Consider the following 22534-nt stretch of genomic DNA (forward strand, 5'->3'; position numbering starts at 1 on the left):
AGAGAGCGGGCTTTAGCCCGCTCCTATTGAATCATCGTAATAATCTCCTAATCCGAGACTACATTCTGCAATATCGCTTTATTAATCTCTCGCTTCAAAAAGCAATCTCTCTCCAAATTTCTCCTCCGCAATTTTACCATTATCGTACACCAGATGTCCATTAACAAAAGTGTGAGTAACTTTAGAGTGAAAGTTCATTCCTTCCAGCGGGCTCCAACCGCATTTGTACAGTAAATTATCTTTGGAAACCGTCCAGTCTTCATTTAAATCTACTAAAACTAGATCCGCTTTATAACCTTCTCTCACAAAACCTCTTTTTTCAACCTTGAAAAGAATGGCCGGATTGTGGCACATTTTTTCTACAATTTTCTCAAGGGAGATTTTACCGTTTTTATAGTTTTCAAGCATTACAACCAATGAATGCTGCACTAACGGAGCTCCTGAAGGGCATTTCGTATACACATTATTTTTTTCTTCCGCTGTATGTGGAGCGTGGTCTGTAGCAATCACATCAATTCTGTCATCCAGTAATGCTTCCCAAAGGGCATCTTTATCTTTCTGAGTTTTTACCGCTGGATTCCATTTGATAAGATTTCCTCTTGTTTCGTAATCTTCGTTGGTAAAAGTAAGGTGGTGAACACATACCTCAGCAGTGATTTTTTTATCTTTTAAAGGAATATCATTGCGGAAAAGTTCCATTTCTTTCGCCGTTGAAAGGTGGAAAACGTGAAGTCTTGCCCCTGTTTTTTTCGCAAGCTCAATGGCTTTGGAAGAAGATTTGTAACATGCCTCCTCGCTTCTGATCAGGTGATGAAATTTTACAGGAATATCATCACCATATTCATCCAAATACTGTTGGGTATTGGCTCTGATTGTAGCTTCATCTTCACAGTGAACTGCAATCAGCATTTTGGTATTGCTGAAAATATTTTCAAGCGTTTCCGGATTATCCACCAGCATATTTCCTGTAGATGAACCGAGGAATAATTTGATTCCTGGGACATTTCTAGGATTTGTTTTCAAAACTTCCTCCAGATTATCATTAGTTCCGCCCATCATAAAACCATAGTTAGCATACGCTTTTTGGGAAGCAATCTCATATTTATCGGCTAATAATTCCTGAGTAACAGCATTCGGAACTGTATTAGGCTGATCAATAAAACTTGTTATTCCTCCTGCAATGGCAGATCTTGATTCACTTTCGATATCTCCTTTATGAGTAAGCCCCGGATCACGGAAGTGTACCTGATCGTCGATCACTCCGGGAAGAAGAAATTTCCCAGAACCATCAATGGTTTGGTCTGCATCTTCAGAAATACCGACAGCTATTTTAGAGATTAAATCATTTTCTATTAAGATATCGCTTTCAAAGACTTGTCCTTCGTTGACGATATTTACGTTTTTTATAAGAACTTTCATTTCAATTTATTTCCACACAAAATTAAGATTTTAAGTTTTAATTCACTCCAAAATCACCAAACGAATGCTTAAAGTTTTACATTTGTAAAAAATTTCGACTTTGTACAAAAAACTATTAGGGCAGACAATCATCTATGGAGCGGGGGCTATAGCACCCAGAATTATTTTATTCATCCTGAATCCACTGTTGATCTATAAAATCCCCAATGAAGGTTTTGCGATTTTCACACAGCTTTACGCCTGGATTTCGTTTGTTAATATTATCCTTTCTTTTGGTTTTGAAACAGCCTATTTCCGGTTTTCAGCTGAAGAGGGTAATGAAAAAAGAACGTTCAACACTTCGTTCTGGTTCTTGTTTTCAACCTCTACTATTTTCCTTGCATTGTGTTATTTATTCAACCAGCCTATTGCTGATTATGCAGGATACCATGATAATCCTGAGTACATCAGATGGTTTGCTTTAATTGCCTTTTTTGACAATTTACTGGTAATCCCTTTTGCATGGCTTCGTTTTCATAATAAGCCTATCAAATATTCTGCAGTAAGGGTCGTTCAAGCTATATTCCAGGCCGTTTTTACAGCTGCCCTATTCTTCTGGATCCCGGAGAGTATATCAAAAAGCTTTGGGTTGGACCAAAATGTAGATTACCCGTTCTTCAGTAATTTGGCAGGAAGTGCATTGGGCGTTTTACTGTTATTTCCTATTATATTAAAGGTAAGATTCCAGTTTGTAGCATCTTTGTTTGGCCGGATGATCAAATATTCCTTTCCGCTCATGCTGGCAGGGCTTGCTTTCATGGTCAATGAAAACTTTGATAAATCTATTCAGAGAAACCATATTTCAGATGAAGAAGCGGGTGCATATGGTGGTTGTTATAAACTGGCTGTGCTCATGACATTATTTGTTACCGCTTACCGAATGGGTATAGAGCCTTTCTTTTTTAAACAAATGGATAAAGGCGATGCCAAAAAAACGTATGCTAAAGTAGCAGAATACTTTGCCTTTTTTGCCTGTGCTGTTGCTCTAGGAATTATTGCCAATATATCCTGGCTGAAAGAAGTTTTTATTCCCAATAAATCTTACTGGATTGCTATAGATATCATCCCGATTATTGTCATTGCCAATCTTTGCTTCGGGATCTACTATAACTTTTCCACCTGGTACAAAGTAACCGATAGAACCAGCGTAGGAACTGTTATTTCATGGCTTGGAGCGGGTATCAATATTGCTTTCAATCTTTTAGCATTGAATTATTATCACAGCATGATCGGCTCTGCATGGGCTACTTTCAGTGCCTATGTTATTATGATGATCGTATCCTATCTGCTGGGACAAAAGTACTACCCTATTCCTTATAGAATGAAGAAAATGGCTTTCTTCCTGATATTATTGAGTATCTTTAGTTTCGTCATTGTAAAATATCTCAATTACAACATCATAACAAGTAATCTACTATTTTTAATCTTCACCGGAATTTTGATTTATTCTGAAAAAAACCTGATTTTATCGAGAATCAGAAAGAATTAAACTTTGGTCTTTATTTTGATTATACACAAACCATTGTTATTGTAAACAAATATTTAAAAAGATATAAATCATACCCCACCAAAGGTTTTAATTATTATCTTTAACCGTATATAAAAACAACTAATAAAAACATCTTTTATATAATTTATGAAAATTATTGTTCCTATGGCTGGACGTGGTTCCAGATTACGTCCTCATACACTGACTGTTCCAAAACCTCTTATTCCTATTGCGGGAAAGCCTATCGTACAGAGATTGGTGGAAGATATTGCTAAAGTTGCAGGAGAAAATATTGAAGAGGTAGCTTTTATCATCGGAGATTTTGGTGCTGAGATCGAGAGGTCCCTTATTCAGATTGCTGAAAAGCTGGGAGCAAAAGGAAGTATATATTATCAGAACGATCCTCTTGGAACCGCTCATGCTATAAAATGTGCTGAAGAATCTATGCAGGGAGATGTCGTTATTGCTTTTGCAGACACTCTTTTCCGTGCAGACTTCCAGTTGGATAAAAACTCTGACGGTGTCATCTGGGTGAAAAGTGTAGAAGATCCATCTGCTTTCGGAGTTGTAAAATTGGATAACTATGGTTTCATCACAGATTTTGTTGAAAAACCACAGACTTTTGTTTCAGATCTTGCCATCATCGGTATCTATTATTTCAACAGTGCTGAAAAACTGATGAATGAGATCAACTATATCATGGATAATGATATTAAAAACGGAGGTGAATACCAATTGACAACAGCACTTGAAAACCTTAGAGCAAAAGGAGCTAAGTTTACTCTAGGAAAGGTAAATGACTGGATGGATTGTGGAAACAAAAATGCTACCGTAGAAACCAACAGCAAGATCCTTGAATACGAAAGAGAGGAAATGATGCATTATCCTGCTTCTGCTGTGATTGAAAACTCTTTGATTATTCAGCCTTGCTTTATTGGTGAAAATGTAAAAATCTCCAATTCAAAAATAGGTCCGGGAGTTTCATTAGGAAATAATACAGCAATTGTCAACTCTAATATCGAGAACTCTCTCATTCAGGAAAACACAAGAATCAATCATGGAAATCTTTCCAATTCTATGATCGGTAATTCTGCACAGTATTTCGGGGTTGCCAGAGAAATTTCTTTAGGTGACTATTCCGTTTTAGATTTTCTGTCTAAATAACAATAGAAAATTTTTAACTTAAACAAGATATCATCAGACCACACAAAAGATTTTGTGTGGTTTGGCGTTAATATTGCACCGTATTTTTAATTTAAAGATAAATACATGAAAAATTGGATCCCGTTTCTTTTATTGCTTCTTGCCCTATCGTCCTGTAAGACCCGTACCGCAGCTCAAAACGATACAGATCACACGCGGGACAGCATTAATACGACAAAAGATAATGGACATCCAAAAGATGTAAATGAACCGGTGAGAGAGAAACTCACTTTTTACGAACATGTATTAATTGCACCAAAATTTGAACAGATAAAAATTGACAGTAAAGTACGGGTAGAAACAGGAAGTTTTGTCCCTACACTGGATGCTACCATCTATATTGAAAATGATAAAAAAGTATGGATGAATCTTAGGGCTTTATTCATCAATGCTGCCAGAGGGATTGCAACTCCTGAAGGAATAAAAGGTCAGGATAAGATCAATAAAACTTATATAGACTCCGACTTCGATTATCTTAATAATTTATTGAATGTCAATTTTATTGATTATAAATCATTGGAAAGAATCTTATTAGGGAGGACTTTTGTAAAGATCAATGACAGACAATTTGACCTGACTCAAAATGCCCAGGGCTTCAAAATGGTTTCTAATATCAATCAGAAAATTGTGACAGATGAAAAAAACAGGGAATATAAAATTGCCCTGCAGTACGATACTAATTACGATTTATTATCTGTCAATCTAAAAGATATTTTATCTTCAGATGAGCTGGACGTTTCTTACAGCGACTGGAATGAATATGAAGGAATCCGCCTTCCTAAATATGTTAAAATAATTATAAAAGGCTCAAAATCTAGTCAGATTTTAATTGAAAATACGAAATTTGACTTTTCGAGGATGGAAACACCTTATTCTGTACCATCCAGTTATAAGAAAATTGAGATTAAATGATTAAAAAATTTAGCTTTTTAATAGGTGTTCTGATGTTTGGACTGCACCAGGGACAGCAGAACAAAGAACAGCTGCAGAAGCAGAATGCCGAACTTAAAAAACAAATTGCACAAATAAATTCCGATTTAGCCAAAACCAGAAGTGAATCCAAACTTTCTGTAGCCTATCTTTCCAGTGTCAATCAAAAATTGGTATTGAGAGAAAAAGTATATAATAATACGCAGAAAGAAAAAAGATTCATTGAGGATGACATCTATCTACGTCAGCTGGAAATCAACCGTCAGAATAAAGAACTGGCTGTGTTGAGAAAAAACTATGCTGAGGTTTTGGTGAACGCTTATAAAAATAAAGGGGTACAGAACAAAGTAACTTTTATTCTTTCTGCCAAGAATCTGGGCGAAGGGATACGAAGAGTACAGTACCTGAAACAATACTCCGATTACCAGGATAAAAAAGCGGCTGAAATTACAGATGCTGCCAATCTTATCAAGAAAACCATTGCACAAAAACAGAGCTCAGTAAAAGCAAAAGAAAACCTTCTGATAAACCAACAGAAGGATTTGGCGACGATCAATACTGAACGAGCACAAAAAGAGCAGCTGGTAACTGAATTTAAGAAAAATGAAACCAAACTGACCGCTGAACTTAAGCAAAAACAGGTTCAGTCTAAAGCATTAGAAGGACAGATCAGAGCGATCATTGCAGAAGAGATCAGAATTGCTAAAGCAGAAGAAGAAGCAAGAAGAAAAGCAGAAGCAGAAAAAATACGTTTAGCAAAAATAGCAGCTGAAAGAGAAAAAGCAAGAATTGAAGCTGAAGCTAAAGCAAGAGCAGAAGCCTTGGAAAGAGAAAGAAAGCTTGCAGAAGCAGAAGCTAAAAAAGCAGCTGACCTGGCTGCAAAAAGAGCAGAAGAAGAAAGAAAGCGTAATGAAGAAGCGGCAAGGGCAGAAGCCGGTGCAAGAGATGAAGCCAGAAAAATTGCAGCTAAAAAAGCTTCAGATGAGGCCAATGCAAGAGCTAGAGAAGCAGCTGATAAATTAACTGCTGCAAGAGCCGCAGAAGCTGCCCTTACAAAGAGAAAAGAAGAAGATAAAAAAGCGGCTGAAACGAAAGCTATGACAAGCTATGGAGTTTCCACAGCCAGCGGAAATAGTTTTGCAGACAATAGAGGAAGACTTGGTTATCCTGCAGACAGAGCCGGACAGATCACACACCGTTTCGGAAGACAACCTCACCCGGTTTTCAAAAATATCTCTGAAGACAATACGGGTATTAAAATTGCTGTTCCATCCGGTACCCGTGCTAAATCTGTATTTCCAGGAACTGTATCTTCGGTTGTAGCCAGCAGTGACGGAACCAAGACTGTTATCATTAAACACGGAAGCTACTTTACCATTTATTCCAACTTAGGAAATGTGAGTGTTTCTAAAGGACAGCAGGTTTCATCGGGAACCCCGGTAGGTACAATAGCTCAGGATTTTGATGGTGCTTATACCCTTGATTTCCAAGTATGGAGCGGAAGTACACCAGTTGATCCATTAGGTTGGATTTCATATTAAAAAAAGTGTAACTTTACAAAAATTTTAAGAGATGAATACACTAACTATACTTGCCTTATCTTGGCAGCATATCCTTATCGTGGCGATACTTTTAGTATTACTGTTTGGAGGAAAGAAAATTCCTGAATTAATGAGAGGAGTTGGTTCTGGAATCAAAGAATTTAAAGATGCGGTAAAAGAAGAAGACAAACCAGGTGCTGAGAAAAAGCCGTCTTCCGATAATAATAATTCTTCAAGCAACTAAAATTACTTAGAATTAATGAAATTTACTGAGACTGCATGGAAGGTCTTCAATCAAGCTATTGAAGACTATCACGTGTCTGATGACGTTAACACTCTAATTAGTAACCCGTTCGAAAAAGATAGTTTGGAACGGATTTTGTATGCAAAGAACTGGATTGATACCGTTCAATGGCATCTGGAAGATATAATTAGAGATGAAAATATTGATCCGGCTGAAGCTCTTCAACTCAAGAGAACAATAGACGCCTCCAATCAGAAAAGAACTGACCTGGTAGAGTATATTGACGGCTGGTTCCTTAATAAGTTTGAAAATATAACTCCTAAATCTGAAGCAAAAATAAATACAGAAACTCCCGCTTGGGCAGTAGACAGATTATCAATTCTTGCATTAAAGGTTTATCATATGTCGTTAGAAGCTCATAGAGAATCTGCTTCTGAAGAACACAGAAACAACTGCCAGGCTAAACTGGATGTTCTGCTTACTCAGAAAGAAGATCTGTCAACTTCTATAAATCAGTTGCTTGCTGATATTGAGAACGGTAACGTTAAGATGAAAGTATACAAACAAATGAAAATGTATAACGATGAAAGTCTTAACCCAATCCTTTATCAAAAAGGGCAACAGAAATGAAACGATTAATTTTTCTTGGAGTACTTATCATATTAACATCTTCCTGCGCAACGGAAAAGCTTAACCTTTCTCCGCTGTCAAATAATTTTTATAGTGATACCAAAGGTTCTGATTCCGACAGAGGCTCAAAGAAGAATTTTAATATCAATATTAAAGAGAATGTAAATGCTTCTGAAATTTCAAATATGATCTCTACTTTTCCTAAGTTTAAAAACAACGGATTGAATGATGAGATTACCAGCTTGAAATACAGCCTTCAGAATTATTTATATGCTATTGATGCCAACAATTCTACAGGAAAAGGAAGAGCCCTTAAAAGCTTCGAAAAATCTTACAAAAAAATTCAAAAGCTAAGGCAAAATCTTGACAGAGATGACGATGATGTTCTCAACAGATATCTGGTTCGTTTAAAAACTAATATTTCTGTTATTGAAGATGCTTTACCAGGAAGTTAAAAACTAATCGAACAATCAATGATTAAAATTCAAGCGGAAGCCAATGTTCCTACAGAACACGGTACTTTCCGAATGATCGCTTTCTCCGAAAACGTAAACGACTGGATGCCTCATATGGCGATTATTGCAGAAAATACAGATTTCTCAAAACCAGTTAATGTTCGTTTCCACTCAGAATGTATTACCGGAGAAGTTTTCCATTCAAAAAAATGTGAATGCGGCCAACAGTTGGATGCTGCCATGAAATATATCCATGAAAACGGTGGAATTATCATCTACCTTCGCCAGGAAGGAAGGAACATCGGGATCATCAACAAACTGAAGGCATACTCCCTACAGGAAAAAGGTTTGGATACTGTACAGGCCAATCTTCAACTGGGACTTCCTGCAGATGATAGAAATTTCAGCGTAGCGATTGAAATCCTTAATCTACTGGATGTAAAAGATATCAATCTTTTGACCAATAATCCTGAAAAGGTAAAATATGTAGTAGACAGCAACATTCACCTTAATTCAAGAGTACCGCTACAGATTCCTGCCAACGAAATAAGCAAAGGATATCTGCAAACAAAAAAAGACTTCTTTGGACATCTTCTGGATGACAATGATAACTAATTTTATAAAGTAAATATCAAAAAGCTCCAAAAAATATATATTTTTTGGAGCTTTTTGATTATTCAAATCAATACAGACTTCTTAATTTAATAATATTTCACTAATTAGTGTATTTTTTATAAAATTAATTTATTTTTGCAAAGAAAATTATTCAATTATGAAAAAAACATTATTCGCTATTTCTTCATTATTTTTCGTTGCCTGTGCAAATAACAATGATTTAATTTATTCTCAAGATGAAAATTTAATTTCTAAAAATAATGATGCCAATTTATTGGTAACTAAAAGTATGCTAGCTAAAAATGCTACTGAATCAGTTATAATGGATTTATCCTTTACGACTGGTGTTATAAATGAAAATAGCGGATGCTCATTTACAGATTTAATAGGTCCTCAAGGAACCTATTTTACATCAACAAAATGTTACGGACCGAATCCCATAGAACAAAACGGATATTCAATAAGAGGTTATGGAAAGCCTCGTCGTGTAGCAGCTTATTCAGGTTACTGGAATTGGAATGGTGTTAAATTAAATGCAGAAAATCGTGGTAAGACAATCATCTCAAGAGGAGAGTCCGTTATGGTAAATGACCCATTATCAAATGCAATTTCAATAGAACAATATTTTGAGCCAAACCAAACTTATGAGATTATTGTAACTGCTAACATACAGGATTATATATATACTACTAAACACGATACACACAATTCTAACGATGACGAATATGAAATCGATAGAAGTGAAGCCAGCCCTACATTAGCATTAGAATTATCAGATTCACCGCAAATATCAGGAGATGATCCTTGTGCTACAAGACCAAATGTTGGAAATGGATTCGCTTCCGCTAATTACTATAAAAAACAAAAAACTGAGAAAACAACTCAATGGTCTTATGAAGATAAAACTTATACTTTTTATTTTTCTACAGTAGACCCTAAGAATAGTCTTAAAATTTATTATTTACCTGAGCTATCGCTAATAATACCCGCACCTCATGTCCCGCAAAGTGCATTTAGAATAGATATAAGAAATATAAAAGTAATAAAAAGACCATACGACCCAATTTATTATATTAAAGGTGGAGGTTTTAGAAATTAAAAAATCAAAAGCCCCAAGATTGCTCCCGGGACTTTTTTAATTATAAAAAACTGAAAAGATATTTCTAAATTATTTAGTCTTGATTTTAGACTCGTCAATATTGTAATATTTAATTACGCTCTTGTAATCATTGTAATCTACTGCATTACCTTTAGCCGATTTTGCTCCACCGGTTCCCGTTCCATTAGCCGGAAGAATAAGAACTCTGAAGTTTTTATTCTGATAGTAAGATGGATTCGCTGTTAAACTGAATGTAGAAGTAGAGTTAATATTAATAGTAACACCATTTTTACTGAATTCATTAATATAATCTACAGCATCATTATTGACATTACCTACATAATAAGTATATGGTAAAAGCCTCCAGACAGGAGAACCTCCATTAGTGTCCACCTGCATATAAACAAGTACCATATCTGATTGTACTAATGGGCTCTTAAAACTATCACTCCATCTGTAAAGATTATCACTAACCTTTGTAAAACTAGGACTAATATCAAATGATTGATTAATAGTATCATAGTCTGTACCTTGTACTACAACATCATCTTTGTTGTCACAGCTATAAGCAGTAAAGCCTACAGCACCAAGGAATAAAAACAGAAGTATTTTTTTCATTTCTTATTAAAGTTTAGTTATTATTTATAATGCGTATTCAAATCATATACCAAAAATTACAAAAACTTTGTTTTCATCATTTTTTTAATTGTATTTTTGTTCTTATTCAAAAAGTCATGAAGAAATTATTATATACTTCACTCTTTATTGTTGCATTGATAAGTCCTAAGGTTCATGCCCAGTACCAGCCTAAAAATGCTTCTAAGGAAGATTTGAAAAAGGCTCAGCAATGGGTTGAAAAGACCTATAAAAATCTTTCTCAGGATGAAAAGCTAGGACAACTTTTTATTGTTGCATTGTATACCAATAAAGGAGAAGACTATATCAGCCAGGTAAGAAATATTGTTGCGAATGATAAAATAGGAGGTTTGATTTTAATGCAGGATGATGCCACAAGAGAAATCAATCTGGTCAATGAATTTCAGCAAAAATCTAAAATCCCTTTGATGATCGGTATGGATGCGGAATGGGGATTATATCAAAGAATTGCAACCGCTCACAAATTTCCATGGGCCATGACATTGGGCGCCATCCAGGATAAAAGTCTTGTCTATCAGATGGCAGCAAAAATTGCTGAAGATTGTCACAGAATGGGGATCAATTGGGATTTTGCTCCTGTAGTAGATGTTAATACCAATCCAAATAACCCTATCATCGGTAACCGAAGCTTTGGTTCTGAAGTGAATAATGTCATCAGTTCTGCCCTATCCTATTCTAATGGTCTTCAGGATAACAATATATTAGCAGCCATTAAACATTTTCCGGGACACGGAGATACCAGCACAGACTCACACCTTGATCTTCCGGTAGTTTCTCACAATATAGACAGACTTAATACTATAGAACTGGCACCATTCAAAGCGTTGATGAATAAAGGAATCGGCGGAGTAATGGTGGCCCATTTGTATGTTCCAAGTTTAGAATCAGGGAAAGGAATTCCGGCATCTGTTTCTAAAAATATCATTACCGGATTACTTAAAGATAAATTAGGCTATAAAGGTTTAATCATTACAGACGCGCTCAATATGGGGGCTGTTGCCAATAAATACAAACCGGGTGAACTGGATGCTATGGCATTCAAAGCAGGAAATGATATTATGCTTTTCTCACAAGGTGTTTCTGAAGGTAAGAAACTGATCCAGAAAGCTATTGATAAAGGAGAAATCCCTCAATCCAGAGTGGAGGAAAGTGTAAAAAAGATCTTATTAACAAAATATTTTCTTGGCTTGACTCAATACACGCCAAAAAATCCTGAAAATATCAATACAGACCTGAATAATGATTCTCATACTCAATTGGTACAGAATCTTTATTCCAATGCATTGACATTATTAAAGGATGAAAAGAAATTACTGCCTCTTACAGGAAAACAGATGTATTATGTTCCTCTGGAAGAAGCGCCTTATCAGACTTTTGCCAACCGGCTAGGAAATAATGCCATCATTAAAAAAGCTGGCGAAATTAATACTATTCCTGCAGGTTCTACGGTAATTGTAGGGTTCCATAAGGATAACTCAACAGCTTACAAGCCTTACAAAATCTCAGAAGAATCAAAAAAAGTGCTTTCTGATCTTACCAAAAATCAAAATGTAATACTGAATGTATTCGGAAGTGCTTATGCATTAAAGGATATTGATATTTCAAAAGTTTCAACCGTTCTTGTTTCTTACGAAAATAATGATGATTCAATGAACGCTGCTGCAGATGCCTTAAACGGAAAAACAAAAATATGGGGGAAACTTCCTGTACTTGTCAATGACCAGTTGAAACCAGGAATGGGTATAGAGCTTAATACAGCTGCCTCAGCACACCCTAATAACACAACATCAAAACAACCATAATCTAATGAAAATAGGCATACTTTGCTATCCCACATATGGAGGAAGCGGAATTGTAGCAACAGAATTAGGAATGTCCCTTGCCAATAAAGGATATGAAGTACATTTCATCAGCTCTGCACTTCCTGCAAGATTAGACATCACCAACCCGAATATTTTCTTTCACAGGGTAAATGTTCAGACCTATCCACTTTTCCAATATCAGCCTTATGATATTGCGTTAAGCTCGATGATCTACAGGGTTGTCAATCTTTATAAACTGGATCTTCTTCATGCACATTATGCCATTCCTTATGCATATGCAGCTTTTACGGCCAAACAGATGCTTCAGGAAGATAATAATGATATTCCACTGGTGACTACATTGCATGGTACAGATATTACCCTTGTAGGTCAGCATCCAAGTTATAAACATGCTGTAGAATTTTCAATCAATCAGTCTGATGCTATTACTTCGGTTTCTCAAAGTCTGAAAAAAGATACGCTTCAGTTTTTCAACATCAAAAAAGAAATTCAGGTAATTACCAATTTTATTGATAATTCTGAATTTGATGACTGCTCTGAGTGCCAGAGAACACAATTTGCGAATCCTGATGAAAAAATTCTGATCCACGTATCCAACCTTCGTCCTGTAAAACGTGTAGATGAAGTATTACAGATCTTTAAAAACGTAGAGAAGAAGGTAAAATCTAAACTTATCATCATTGGGGAAGGCCCTGATATGGAAAAGGTAAATCAGTTTCTGGAAGAAAATCCTGAGCTTATTTCAAAAATCCGTCTTCTGGGAAAAGTGAATGATCTTTATAAAATCTTACAGCTTTCAGATGTATTTCTTCTTCCTTCGGAGCAGGAAAGTTTCGGTTTGGCGGCTTTGGAAGCAATGGCAGCTTATACCCCGGTTATCAGTTCCAATGCGGGAGGAATTCCTGAAGTGAACATTCAGGGAGAGACCGGATATCTTGCAGAAATCGGAAATGTAGAAGCCATGAGCAACTACACCATCAAATTATTAAGCAATGATGAACTTTTAGCCAAAATGAAGCAAAATGCGAAAGATCAGGCTATAAAATTCGATTTGAAAAACATTCTTCCTATCTATGAGAAAATGTATAGAACAACCATAGAAAATTTTAATAAGAAGCTGACTAAAGTATAATATTTATATTATATTTATCGTCATACTTATGACGGAAAAATTACTTCAATATCTTTGGAACTTTAAGGTTTTCAAACATTTTGACTTCAAGGATATTGAAGGTAATTCCGTTGAGATCATCCATTTTGGAAAATGGAATAAAAATGCAGGTCCTGATTTTCTGGACGCCAAAATCAGAATCAACGGCTTGCTTCTCGCAGGAAACATAGAACTCCATGTCCGTTCCTCGGACTGGATTTTCCATAACCACTCTCAGGATCCCAATTATCAGAATATCATTCTACATGTCGTTTTTATGCATGATATAGATATTCACCAACTTACCGGAAAAAGCGTCCCTACCTTGGAACTGAAGGATTATATTGATGAAAATATAGTCTCGAAATATGAAAAATTCGTTGATAAAGAAGAATTTATTACCTGTGAAAATATATTCGATACAGAAAAAATCCCATTCTATTTTCATGAAGAGAATATTCTGAAAAAACTGGATGAGAAATCTTCAGAACTTGAGCAGAGTTTAATTCAATATAAAAATAATTTTGAAGCCGTTTTATTTCACAGCTTTGCTTATTCGTTTGGACTAAAAGTTAATGCTCATCTTTTTCGGCAGATTGCAGAAAGTGTGGATTACAGCATTATTAATAAAATTCGTCAAAATCCTCTTCAGCTTGAAGCTTTATTGTTTGGAATTTCAGGTTGGTTGGATCATCCAGATGACGAACAGATGAAAATCTGGAAGAGAGAATTTGAATTCATCAAAGCAAAATTTTCTATTTCAGATCTTAAGTTTCATCCTAAATTTTTAAGATTAAGACCTCCTAATTTCCCCACAATCCGCCTCTCTCAACTGGCAGACCTTTACAAACATCAGAATTTATTCTCAAAGATCATGGAGACCGGAAATACTGATCAACTGTATAGTATCTTCAATTCTATAAAAGCGTCTGAATATTGGGATTCCCATTTCAATTTCGGAAATATCTCAAAAGCACATCCTAAAACGCTGAGTAAAGATTTTATTGATATTCTGATTTTAAACACAGTTCTTCCTTTAAAGTATTCTTACCACAGGCACCATAAGGAAGAGATTACAGATGAAATTATTGAAATGTACAAAGATATTTCTGCTGAGAAAAACACCGTCATTACAGGATGGAAAAAACTGGGACTTAAAATCACCAATGCTCTCGAAAGCCAAAGTCTGATTTACCATCATGCAACCAATTGTGAAACAAAAAACTGTTTAGCCTGCAGTATCGGATTTAAAATTTTAAAAGAATAATTATCCCCGAACAGATCCTATCATTCAAAAAACCTTTATCAAAAAAATTGCTTACCTTGCATTAGGATTCAACTTTTAAATAACAATCTGGAAATGCTGAGTAATATCCGTCATAAAATGGAAAGAGAATGGTTTGGTGTACTGACAAGAATGGGGGCCAAGCTGGGAATTCCTGTATCTAAATTGAGAATTTTCTTTATTTATTCTACTTTTGCCACAGCCGGTTTTTTCTTTCTGATCTACTTGGGATTGGCATTTATGCTTTGGATTAAAGATATTTTCATCACCAGAAGACCCAGTGTCTTTGATTTATAAACTATGGAATTTTTACCGATTACTTCTGCTGAAGATCATAGAGTTCAGGAAATCTATACTTCTTATACGACCACTTTTCCTGTAGACGAACAAAGAGATAAAGAACAATTTGAGGGTTTATTTTCAAATCCGCGGGTAAAATTCATGTCTGCTGTTCATGAATCAGAAGCTATAGGCTACCTCATCCTTTGGGAACTGAGTTCTTTTGTTTTTGTAGAACATTTCGAAGTGTTTGAGACCTTTAGAAGTAAAAAGCTGGGATCTCATATCATGAATCACTTATCAGAAAGTTATCCGAATATTATCTTAGAAATTGAACCTGCAGAATTGAGTGAAGATGCCTCAAGACGGTATTCTTTCTATCAGAGAAATAATTTTAGCCTGATTGATACCACTCATATCCAACCAAGCTATGGTGAAGGAAAAAAGTCCTTGAATTTATGGCTGCTAGCCAATTATACTCCTGGAAATGCAGAGGAGCTTAAAAATGAAATAGGTAATACTGTTTACGCTTAAAATATAAAACGCCGGAATTATTTTTCCGGCGTTTTTCATTTGTTTTTTTAACCACGAAAGGTAAAGGGTTTTAAATACTTAAGTTTTTTTAAGTGTTTTTTAGACAACTTTCTGTTAATTTACTTCATACTCCAGTTTGATTGTAATACTGGCTTCTTTTTCTTTGGAAGAAGTATTGAAAGTTCCACCGTATGAATAATCTTCATTGGAATTAGGCGCTGTAATCTGGATCACTCCCATTGTTGCTTTTTTTAGATTTCCCAGTCTGCTTCCTGAATTTTCTGCAATTTTTTCAGCACGTTCTTTAGCATCTTTTGTTGCACTGGCAATCATTTCCTGTTTCACTGTTGCAAGTTTAGTATAAAAATAGGCAGGTGAAGAAGAGGTGAATTCAATTCCGCCGTTGATAATTTCGGTAATATTTCTGGATAAGTTTTCTATTTTGCTGACTTCTTTACTTTCAATGGATACTTTTTGGATAAGATTGTAACCAGAAAATTCTCCCTGTACATAATTCCCGTTTGAATCATTATAGCTTCTGAACTGCTTTTGAATATCTACCGATGAAAATACAATCTCCTTCTGCTGTATTCCTTTTGAAAGCAAGTAATCGTTGATTACTTTTCTGTCTGTAGCCAGTTCATCATAGGCAGATTTCAGATCTACATTGTTTTTGGAAAAACTTCCGGACCAGGTGATCAGATCTGAAGTAAATTGTTTTGTTCCAAGCCCTGTTATAGAAATTGTATTGTCAGACTTATTTCTGTTTTTAATGGCATTTCCTAAAAGTCCGAGTCCAATTACAAAACCTAGTGCTGCGATGGCGACTGCAAAAATATTTTTATTCATAAAATTTGTGAATTTGGTTGTTGTTACAACAAGACTGTATCAATTTCCATTCCATTATTTTAAGATTTATTTAACATTTTAAAAACAGAAATTTGAAGGCGCGTAGGGCTACTTTTGTTGCTGTTTCAATCTTTCAATAAAAAGAGGTACTGTTTCTTCTAACCTTAGCATGACACCTGAAAGGTTTCTTGCTTTCACATAAGTTCGTACCTGCGGTTTCGCCAAAAATGAAAACTGAATAAACTCTGAAATCCTATCAGCCGGAATTCCTGCTTTTACAAAGTAATCATCATCTATCCTGTTCCGAACCCAGGCAATATGTTCCTGGAGATCATCATATTTATATTGCCTTTTCTGTCTCCTCGCTTTACCGCTTATCAGATCATATACTCCCTGAACATTTAAGTTTCCCAGAAGTATGGGTAAAAGAACACTTTTCACTTCTGCTGGCTTTTCTCTCATTTTACCTACCGGCTGCGGAAGACCTACAGCATCTCTTACCTGTTCACCTTTGTCTACTTTTGCCACAATTCTGGAATCCACTTCCAAATCTCCGGTGAGTTTTTTAACGATCTTCACTTCCCCCACATCTCTCGGAATCTGATACAGAGTGATAAATAGTGGTGAATTAACACCATTGGTAAGAACTCTTCTGGATATTCTGTTGAAATCTTCTTTTACAAATCTCAGCTCATCATTAGGACTGGCATCAATTGAAAATATTCCCTGCGCATCAGAATACACTTTTTTGTCGGTAGACATGTTGATAACAATCACTCTACTTAAGTCTTCACCATTGTCATCTACTATTCGCCCCGTTACGGTCTGCTGAGAAAAAATGAAAGTACTGCACAGCATCATAAGGAAAAGAAAAATTTTTCTCTCCCTCAATGCTTCGATATTTTTAGTGAAATAATTCAATTTTTATAAAAGTTATTCTTTAGTTCCTTCTAGTTTATTCGTTTTACTGTATTCTGCGAATGCTACTTTAAGCTCATATTCTACATCACTTATCTGAAAATCTTTCCTAAATCTTTTTGCTAGTGAACGTGTTTTTTCTGCATAGAGAAGAAAACTATCAATCTTCTCTTCATCCATCCCATATTTTTTCAGGAAACTCAAATTGATTTGATTTTTTACTCTCTTAAGAAAATCCTGAGTTTCATTGTAATTGGCCTTGGTAATTTTAGGTTTTGTTGCTTTTTTTACCAAACCAGCTACAGCACTCAAGACTCCAAGCACATTTACCTGTCCTGCATTAAAATCATGCCCTGTAAAAGTTTTTGATATGGCATTATTTGGCAGAGCCTGAATAAGGGGGCTCTTCATATAATTCTCAAGGTCTGACTTTAATGACTGAATTTTTCGGGATTCATTCAAACGCTGATTATCTTTAGCCAAATTTCCTGTAGGTTTGTATGTTATTTTTACTTCAGGAATCTGGATCTCCATTTTCTTCAGAATGATATTCAACGGAGTATTCATGTCTTCTCCGGTAATTTTTCTATCAACACGATAATATCCTTCTTTTACAAATCTGATCTCATCATTTTCTTTTGCTTCTATTTCAAACCCTCCGGACATATCACTTAACATGCTTTTGCTGTTTGAGATATTAACAACTAATACAGGAGTTAAATCCAGTTCATTTCCTGTAATGACTTTTCCTGATATCTTTTGCTGGGCCCATAACCCTGAAGCAATACAAAAAAGCACAAGAAATAAAACTTTTTGGATATGTCTCATCTCCATCATTTTTGAGTTTGTGGAGTACGGTAAGTTGAAATTCTTGTTAAAACAAAACGTTGAAACCTGTACAAATCCGCATCACTGCAGAATCCATATTTCAGGATTTTTTTTCTTTCAAAACCGCCTGCAAAAACATAGTAAATAAAATGGTCTATCAGAGGTTTTTCTATTTTAAGATTGGTAAAATACTCATCTCCAAGACTCGACCTGATATATTTCATCAAATCTACATCATCCCATTTGTCTTTTACTTTCCCAATAGAAAATCCTTCCCCTTTCGGCTGTACAAATTCTCCGGGCCTTGCCGCCAATATTCTTGGATCGGATTTCTGAGCAATGTACTGATCAATATCTTTAAGCAGTTTTTCTACTTTTTTAGGCTTATTGTAAAGTTTTGAGTCTATTTTTAAGTTTCCGGTAAGGCCTTGCTTCACTTCAACTTCAGGAATCTGAATCGTTTGCCGTACAAGGCTTACATTCATGGGAGATTGAGTATTTTCCTGAGAAACTTTTCTCGCCAAACGCTCATATCCTGCTTTTATAAAGCGTAATTCATCTCCTTCTCTTCCGGAAATCATGAAATGTCCATCCCTATTTGAAACTACGATTTCGTCTGTTCTGATATTGATTACATTGACATCCTGCATTTCAGCACCGCCTTCGGAAGTAATCTTACCAAATATATAACTTTGAGCATGGGTTTGAATAAAAAAGATAAAGGACAAGAAAAAGAATAGTTTAAGTTTCACAGGCTATTTTTTATAAAGCAAAGCTAAAATTATTTTTAAATTCTACCATAAGTTTAACCACAGTTAACGCGTTTTAATATTTCTTTTTGATTTTTGCCTTGTAAACTGTTAAATAGGCCGATTAAATTGTTAAAGTTTCTTTCAAATTTTAGCTAACTTGCAGTCTCAATCCTCTTTTAACAATGCAAAATTCTTACACAGTCATCAATGCTTCTGCCGGATCAGGGAAAACATATGCCCTGGTACAAAGGCTCCTGATGATCTGTCTCCGCTATCCTAATCAACAGCAGTCGATCAGGAATATTCTCGCACTGACTTTCACCAATAAGGCAGCCAATGAGATGAAGGAAAGAATTTTATCTTGGCTGGGAAATTTCTCGGCAAAAGAGTATGCAGAGAATACAGATCTGAAAAATATCCAGAAAGCATTTGAAGAACAAGGCTTAAAAATAACGATCGATGATCTTCATGAACGTTCTAAAAGGCTATTGGACTACGTTCTCCACAATTATTCCACACTGAATATCGGAACGATTGACCGTTTTAATTCAAGACTGGTAAGAAGTTTTTCGTATGAATTGGGACTTGCTAAAAATTTTAATCTTGAAATTGAAGCGGAACCTTTTCTGATAGAAGCTGTTGATAAAATGCTGGACCAAATTGGTGAAAATGAAACAATCTCCAATTCTTTCATGGATTATGTAGACTACAGTCTTGAAAATAATGAAAGAATCAATCTTAATAAAAACCTTTATGATTCGGCAAAAGAATTTGTGAAGGATATTCATTATGAACATCTGAAAAGTAATAAGAGTTTTGATGATGCCAATTATGAAGATATAAAAAATACACTTCGTAAAGAAATTGTTCTCAATAAAAAAAGTTCCGCAGAACTGGCTGCCAGTTCTATTGAATTGTTCAAATCGAGAAATATAGAGATTGAAGATTTTGCCCAGGGAAAAAATGGAATCGGAGGCTTCTTTACTAAAGTGATCGATTTTTATCAACAAAAAAGACCTGGGTTTCCTTTTCCTACCACTCAGGAAGAATCTGTTATCAACAATTACAGGAAAGGAGCTTCTTCAAAGTCAAAGCATAAAGAGTCTGAGGTCTTTGAAATCCTTGATACGCTTCTGGACAACAGGATGAAACTTATCCTTCTGTACATTGAAATGCAAAAGAAAGAGAAAATTTTGTCTGCACTTCTTCCTTTAAAGGTTAATAAAGATATTCAGGACGAACTTCAAAAAATTGAAGAAGAAAATGATCTTGTTCTTCTTTCCAAATTTAATATCCTGATCAATGAAAACCTCAGAAACGAGCCTTCAGCTTTTATCTATGAAAAAGTTGGTTCACAGTTTCAACATTATTTCTTTGATGAGTTTCAGGATACTTCAGAACTGCAGTGGCAAAATTTTGTACCTCTGAGGGACCACAGTGTTTCTACAGAATATACTTCATTTACATTGGTTGGCGATCCCAAGCAGAGTATTTACCGATTCCGTGGTGGAGAAAGTAAACTGATGCTGGACATTATCAACAAAAAAGAATTTTCACCAAAGGAAGCAGATCTTCTTGTCTTAAAGGATAACTGGAGAAGCGCCAGAAACATTGTACAGTTCAATAACGAACTGTATCGATATCATTCTGAAGGCCTGCTGGAAGAGCATAAGAATATTTTTGGAGCAGATGCTGAGCAAAGTTCAAAATCAAAGATTGATGGGCGTGTAAAGGTTAATCTGATCGAAAATCTTACAAATGAAGAGTTTTACAATGATACTTCGGAAAGAATGCGGAAAGACATTCAGGAATGCCTGAATAATGGTTTTAAGTTTTCTGATATCACCATCCTTTGCCGCGGGAATTTTGATATTTTCAGCTATTCTCAAAAACTGGGAAATTTAAAAGTTAATTATCATGGTGAGGAAACCAATATTAAAACGATTTCTGATAAGGGTCTTACGCTTGAACTTTCTAATACATTAAAAGCGGTTATTGAATTTTTGCGATGGGAACTCAATCCTAAGAATAAACCTTGTCTGATCATGATGATGTATCATCTGAATACAGTGGGGAAAATTACGATGCCGGATTTCACCTTAGAAATGAAAGAAATTCTGGATATTGAAGGTCATGAAGAAATACTTCAGTTTATTCAGCAGAAATATTCGCTGCGTCTTAAACAGGATAATTTCCCGAGATTCAATCTGTATAATTTTATTGAATATTACATCAATGAATTCTCTGTTGAAAACAAGGAAACCGACTTTCTGATGAACTTCCTGGAGATGCTTTTCAATTTTACACAAAATGCAGGCGCCAGTACCAAAGAGTTTCTGAAATATTGGGATGAAGAGGCTTCTTCATATACCATTCAGGCTTCGGAAAACATTGATGCTATACAGATCATGACGATTCACAAGTCTAAAGGACTGGAGTTTCCCATTGTTTTCATCCCTATGATGAACAAAAACCGGGATAGTGAATTTACCAACTGGTTTGATACAAATGAAAATGAAGCTTTAAAATCAGTCAACATCAACCAGTTCAGTAAAAATCTGGAAGCTTATGATGATGAAATTCTGTTTTTCAACACTAAAAATGCTTATAAAAATCTGATTGACAGATTGTGTCTGCAGTATGTTGCTACCACAAGGCCTGTTGAACAGCTATTCTTCTATCTTCAAAAAGCCAATAAGACGTCTAATAATCTCGAGCTTTTGGAATTCCTTCAGACAAAAAATTCAGAACAGGCCGATGAGTTTGACGTGTATGAAGTAAACCCTGAAATACTGAAGAAACATTCCAAAGATAAAAGCTCACCTTTTAAAACCCAGAATATACAGAATCTGAAGAATGTCAATGAAAAGAGTACTTCTATCAAGATTGCCACACCTTCTAAAAACTATCAGGTGCGAAATGAAAAGGTAAGAATCGGGCTTTTCGTACATGAACTTTTATCGAAGATCAATACTGAAAAGGATATTACAAAGGTACTGGAAGGATATGCGCTGGAGGGGCAGATTACACTGGAGGAAAAAAATGAAATACAGATTACACTCCAGGAAATTGTCCGAACCTATGCAGAATTCTTTGATGAGAAATGGGAAGTGATCAACGAAAAAGACATTATGATCTCTGAAAATGGGGAAAGTCATATCTTCAGACCTGACCGTATTTTAAAAGGTGAAGAGGGATATATCATTGTTGATTTCAAGACTGGTGAACAGAAAGCCAAGGATGAAGCACAGGTAGAAGGGTATAAAAATATTCTTGAACGTCTGGGTAAAAAAGTTATTAAGACTCAGATTATTTATCTATAATATTTTCAATTATAACATTATCAAAAGGTTAATATTAAAAACTATTTTAAATATAAAAGGTTTTATTATTTTTATTAACGATGAATACTGTCTGATCAGTTATTTGTTTTGATCACTAATACCATGAAAATATATTTAATATCCTTTTTTATAAGTCTTTTGATTACGTCGGTTTCTACAGTGGTTACCTATCATATTATAGATGGTTTTGACCCGCCTGTCACAGAGGATGGACGTCGGTATATGCCGATTGAAAATATTGTAAAATCATTGTTTCTAAGTTTTGTATTAGGGGCATTTGTTTTTATTACCTCTGTCAAAATACAAAGAAAGAAACAGAAAAAGTAACGTTCTCTATTACACTACAAATTTTAATCGAAATAATAGATATTCAGTGTTGGCTGAAGCCAGGAGTATTTTTTATTGAAAATAAAAACCGCTATTCCAGAAGGAGAGCGGTTTTATATTTTGA

The 22534-nt window shown here is 35.2% G+C and carries 22 protein-coding genes; 16 read left to right on the forward strand and 6 right to left on the reverse strand.

Features of this window, described 5'->3' with window-relative positions; genetic code table 11:
- Nucleotides 1-81: 81 nt before the first annotated feature.
- Nucleotides 82-1419, reverse strand: coding sequence for a dihydroorotase (locus tag AC07UM_RS22825; protein ID WP_494685060.1), 1338 nt, complete (start codon nucleotides 1417-1419; stop codon nucleotides 82-84).
- Nucleotides 1420-1519: 100 nt separating this feature from the next.
- Between AC07UM_RS22825 and AC07UM_RS22830 the strand changes: the two genes are divergently transcribed.
- The 9 genes from AC07UM_RS22830 to AC07UM_RS22870 all read left to right on the forward strand — a co-directional run bounded on the left by AC07UM_RS22830 (nucleotide 1520) and on the right by AC07UM_RS22870 (nucleotide 9664).
- Complete coding sequence (locus AC07UM_RS22830; protein ID WP_494685061.1) at nucleotides 1520-2947, forward strand: oligosaccharide flippase family protein; 1428 nt, start codon at nucleotides 1520-1522, stop codon at nucleotides 2945-2947.
- Between the two features lie 147 nt (nucleotides 2948-3094).
- Entirely contained in the window at nucleotides 3095-4111 is a 1017-nt protein-coding gene (locus tag AC07UM_RS22835) for a sugar phosphate nucleotidyltransferase (RefSeq protein WP_494685062.1), read from the forward strand.
- 105 nt (nucleotides 4112-4216) lie between these two features.
- A complete protein-coding gene (gene lolB1 / locus AC07UM_RS22840; protein ID WP_494685063.1) occupies nucleotides 4217-5062 on the forward strand; it encodes a lipoprotein insertase outer membrane protein LolB1 in 846 nt (281 codons plus the stop codon).
- Entirely contained in the window at nucleotides 5059-6621 is a 1563-nt protein-coding gene (locus AC07UM_RS22845) for a murein hydrolase activator EnvC family protein (RefSeq protein ID WP_494685064.1), read from the forward strand. The genes lolB1 and AC07UM_RS22845 overlap by 4 nt, the downstream gene beginning before the upstream one ends.
- A 31-nt stretch (nucleotides 6622-6652) precedes the next feature.
- Nucleotides 6653-6865, forward strand: a complete 213-nt coding sequence (locus AC07UM_RS22850) for a twin-arginine translocase TatA/TatE family subunit (RefSeq protein ID WP_103234782.1) — start codon at nucleotides 6653-6655, stop codon at nucleotides 6863-6865.
- A gap of 15 nt (nucleotides 6866-6880) precedes the next feature.
- Nucleotides 6881-7495: a DUF4254 domain-containing protein gene (locus AC07UM_RS22855; RefSeq protein WP_494685065.1), complete on the forward strand. Its 615-nt coding sequence runs from the start codon at nucleotides 6881-6883 to the stop codon at nucleotides 7493-7495.
- Entirely contained in the window at nucleotides 7492-7950 is a 459-nt protein-coding gene (locus tag AC07UM_RS22860) for a hypothetical protein (RefSeq protein WP_103234784.1), read from the forward strand. Before AC07UM_RS22855 ends, AC07UM_RS22860 begins: the two co-directional genes overlap by 4 nt.
- An 18-nt stretch (nucleotides 7951-7968) precedes the next feature.
- On the forward strand, nucleotides 7969-8565 hold the full coding sequence (gene ribA, locus AC07UM_RS22865) for a GTP cyclohydrolase II (protein WP_124537011.1): 597 nt from the start codon (nucleotides 7969-7971) through the stop codon (nucleotides 8563-8565).
- Between the two features lie 157 nt (nucleotides 8566-8722).
- On the forward strand, nucleotides 8723-9664 hold the full coding sequence (locus tag AC07UM_RS22870; protein WP_494685066.1) for a hypothetical protein: 942 nt from the start codon (nucleotides 8723-8725) through the stop codon (nucleotides 9662-9664).
- Nucleotides 9665-9733: 69 nt separating this feature from the next.
- On the opposite strand, the gene AC07UM_RS22875 is transcribed toward AC07UM_RS22870, so the two are convergent.
- On the reverse strand, nucleotides 9734-10282 hold the full coding sequence (locus AC07UM_RS22875) for a hypothetical protein (RefSeq protein WP_494685067.1): 549 nt from the start codon (nucleotides 10280-10282) through the stop codon (nucleotides 9734-9736).
- 116 nt (nucleotides 10283-10398) lie between these two features.
- Here AC07UM_RS22875 and AC07UM_RS22880 point away from each other — a divergent pair, with 116 nt between their 5' ends.
- The 5 genes from AC07UM_RS22880 (at nucleotide 10399) to AC07UM_RS22900 (ending at nucleotide 15392) form a co-directional block, all read left to right on the forward strand.
- Complete coding sequence (locus AC07UM_RS22880) at nucleotides 10399-12123, forward strand: glycoside hydrolase family 3 protein (protein WP_494685068.1); 1725 nt, start codon at nucleotides 10399-10401, stop codon at nucleotides 12121-12123.
- A gap of 4 nt (nucleotides 12124-12127) precedes the next feature.
- Entirely contained in the window at nucleotides 12128-13276 is a 1149-nt protein-coding gene (gene bshA, locus AC07UM_RS22885; protein ID WP_494685069.1) for an N-acetyl-alpha-D-glucosaminyl L-malate synthase BshA, read from the forward strand.
- A 28-nt stretch (nucleotides 13277-13304) separates the two neighbouring features.
- On the forward strand, nucleotides 13305-14561 hold the full coding sequence (locus AC07UM_RS22890; protein WP_494685070.1) for a DUF2851 family protein: 1257 nt from the start codon (nucleotides 13305-13307) through the stop codon (nucleotides 14559-14561).
- Between the two features lie 93 nt (nucleotides 14562-14654).
- Complete coding sequence (locus tag AC07UM_RS22895) at nucleotides 14655-14876, forward strand: PspC family transcriptional regulator (RefSeq protein WP_124537006.1); 222 nt, start codon at nucleotides 14655-14657, stop codon at nucleotides 14874-14876.
- Nucleotides 14877-14879: 3 nt separating this feature from the next.
- Nucleotides 14880-15392, forward strand: coding sequence for a GNAT family N-acetyltransferase (locus AC07UM_RS22900; protein ID WP_494685071.1), 513 nt, complete (start codon nucleotides 14880-14882; stop codon nucleotides 15390-15392).
- A gap of 114 nt (nucleotides 15393-15506) precedes the next feature.
- On the opposite strand, the gene AC07UM_RS22905 is transcribed toward AC07UM_RS22900, so the two are convergent.
- From AC07UM_RS22905 to AC07UM_RS22920, 4 genes are all read right to left on the reverse strand, one after another.
- Nucleotides 15507-16241, reverse strand: a complete 735-nt coding sequence (locus AC07UM_RS22905) for an SIMPL domain-containing protein (RefSeq protein ID WP_494685072.1) — start codon at nucleotides 16239-16241, stop codon at nucleotides 15507-15509.
- Between the two features lie 108 nt (nucleotides 16242-16349).
- On the reverse strand, nucleotides 16350-17102 hold the full coding sequence (locus AC07UM_RS22910; protein WP_494685073.1) for a carboxypeptidase-like regulatory domain-containing protein: 753 nt from the start codon (nucleotides 17100-17102) through the stop codon (nucleotides 16350-16352).
- 72 nt (nucleotides 17103-17174) lie between these two features.
- Nucleotides 17175-17987, reverse strand: a complete 813-nt coding sequence (locus AC07UM_RS22915) for a hypothetical protein (RefSeq protein WP_494685074.1) — start codon at nucleotides 17985-17987, stop codon at nucleotides 17175-17177.
- Between the two features lie 5 nt (nucleotides 17988-17992).
- Nucleotides 17993-18739, reverse strand: coding sequence for a hypothetical protein (locus tag AC07UM_RS22920; protein ID WP_494685075.1), 747 nt, complete (start codon nucleotides 18737-18739; stop codon nucleotides 17993-17995).
- A 182-nt stretch (nucleotides 18740-18921) separates the two neighbouring features.
- On the opposite strand from AC07UM_RS22920, the gene AC07UM_RS22925 reads away from it, so the two are divergent.
- Together AC07UM_RS22925 and AC07UM_RS22930 are read left to right on the forward strand one after the other, a co-directional pair.
- Entirely contained in the window at nucleotides 18922-22062 is a 3141-nt protein-coding gene (locus AC07UM_RS22925; RefSeq protein WP_494685076.1) for a UvrD-helicase domain-containing protein, read from the forward strand.
- 123 nt (nucleotides 22063-22185) lie between these two features.
- Nucleotides 22186-22410: a hypothetical protein gene (locus AC07UM_RS22930; protein ID WP_494685077.1), complete on the forward strand. Its 225-nt coding sequence runs from the start codon at nucleotides 22186-22188 to the stop codon at nucleotides 22408-22410.
- Nucleotides 22411-22534 lie beyond the last annotated feature (124 nt).

The organism is Chryseobacterium sp. GW821-FHT04C04, assembly GCF_059420365.1.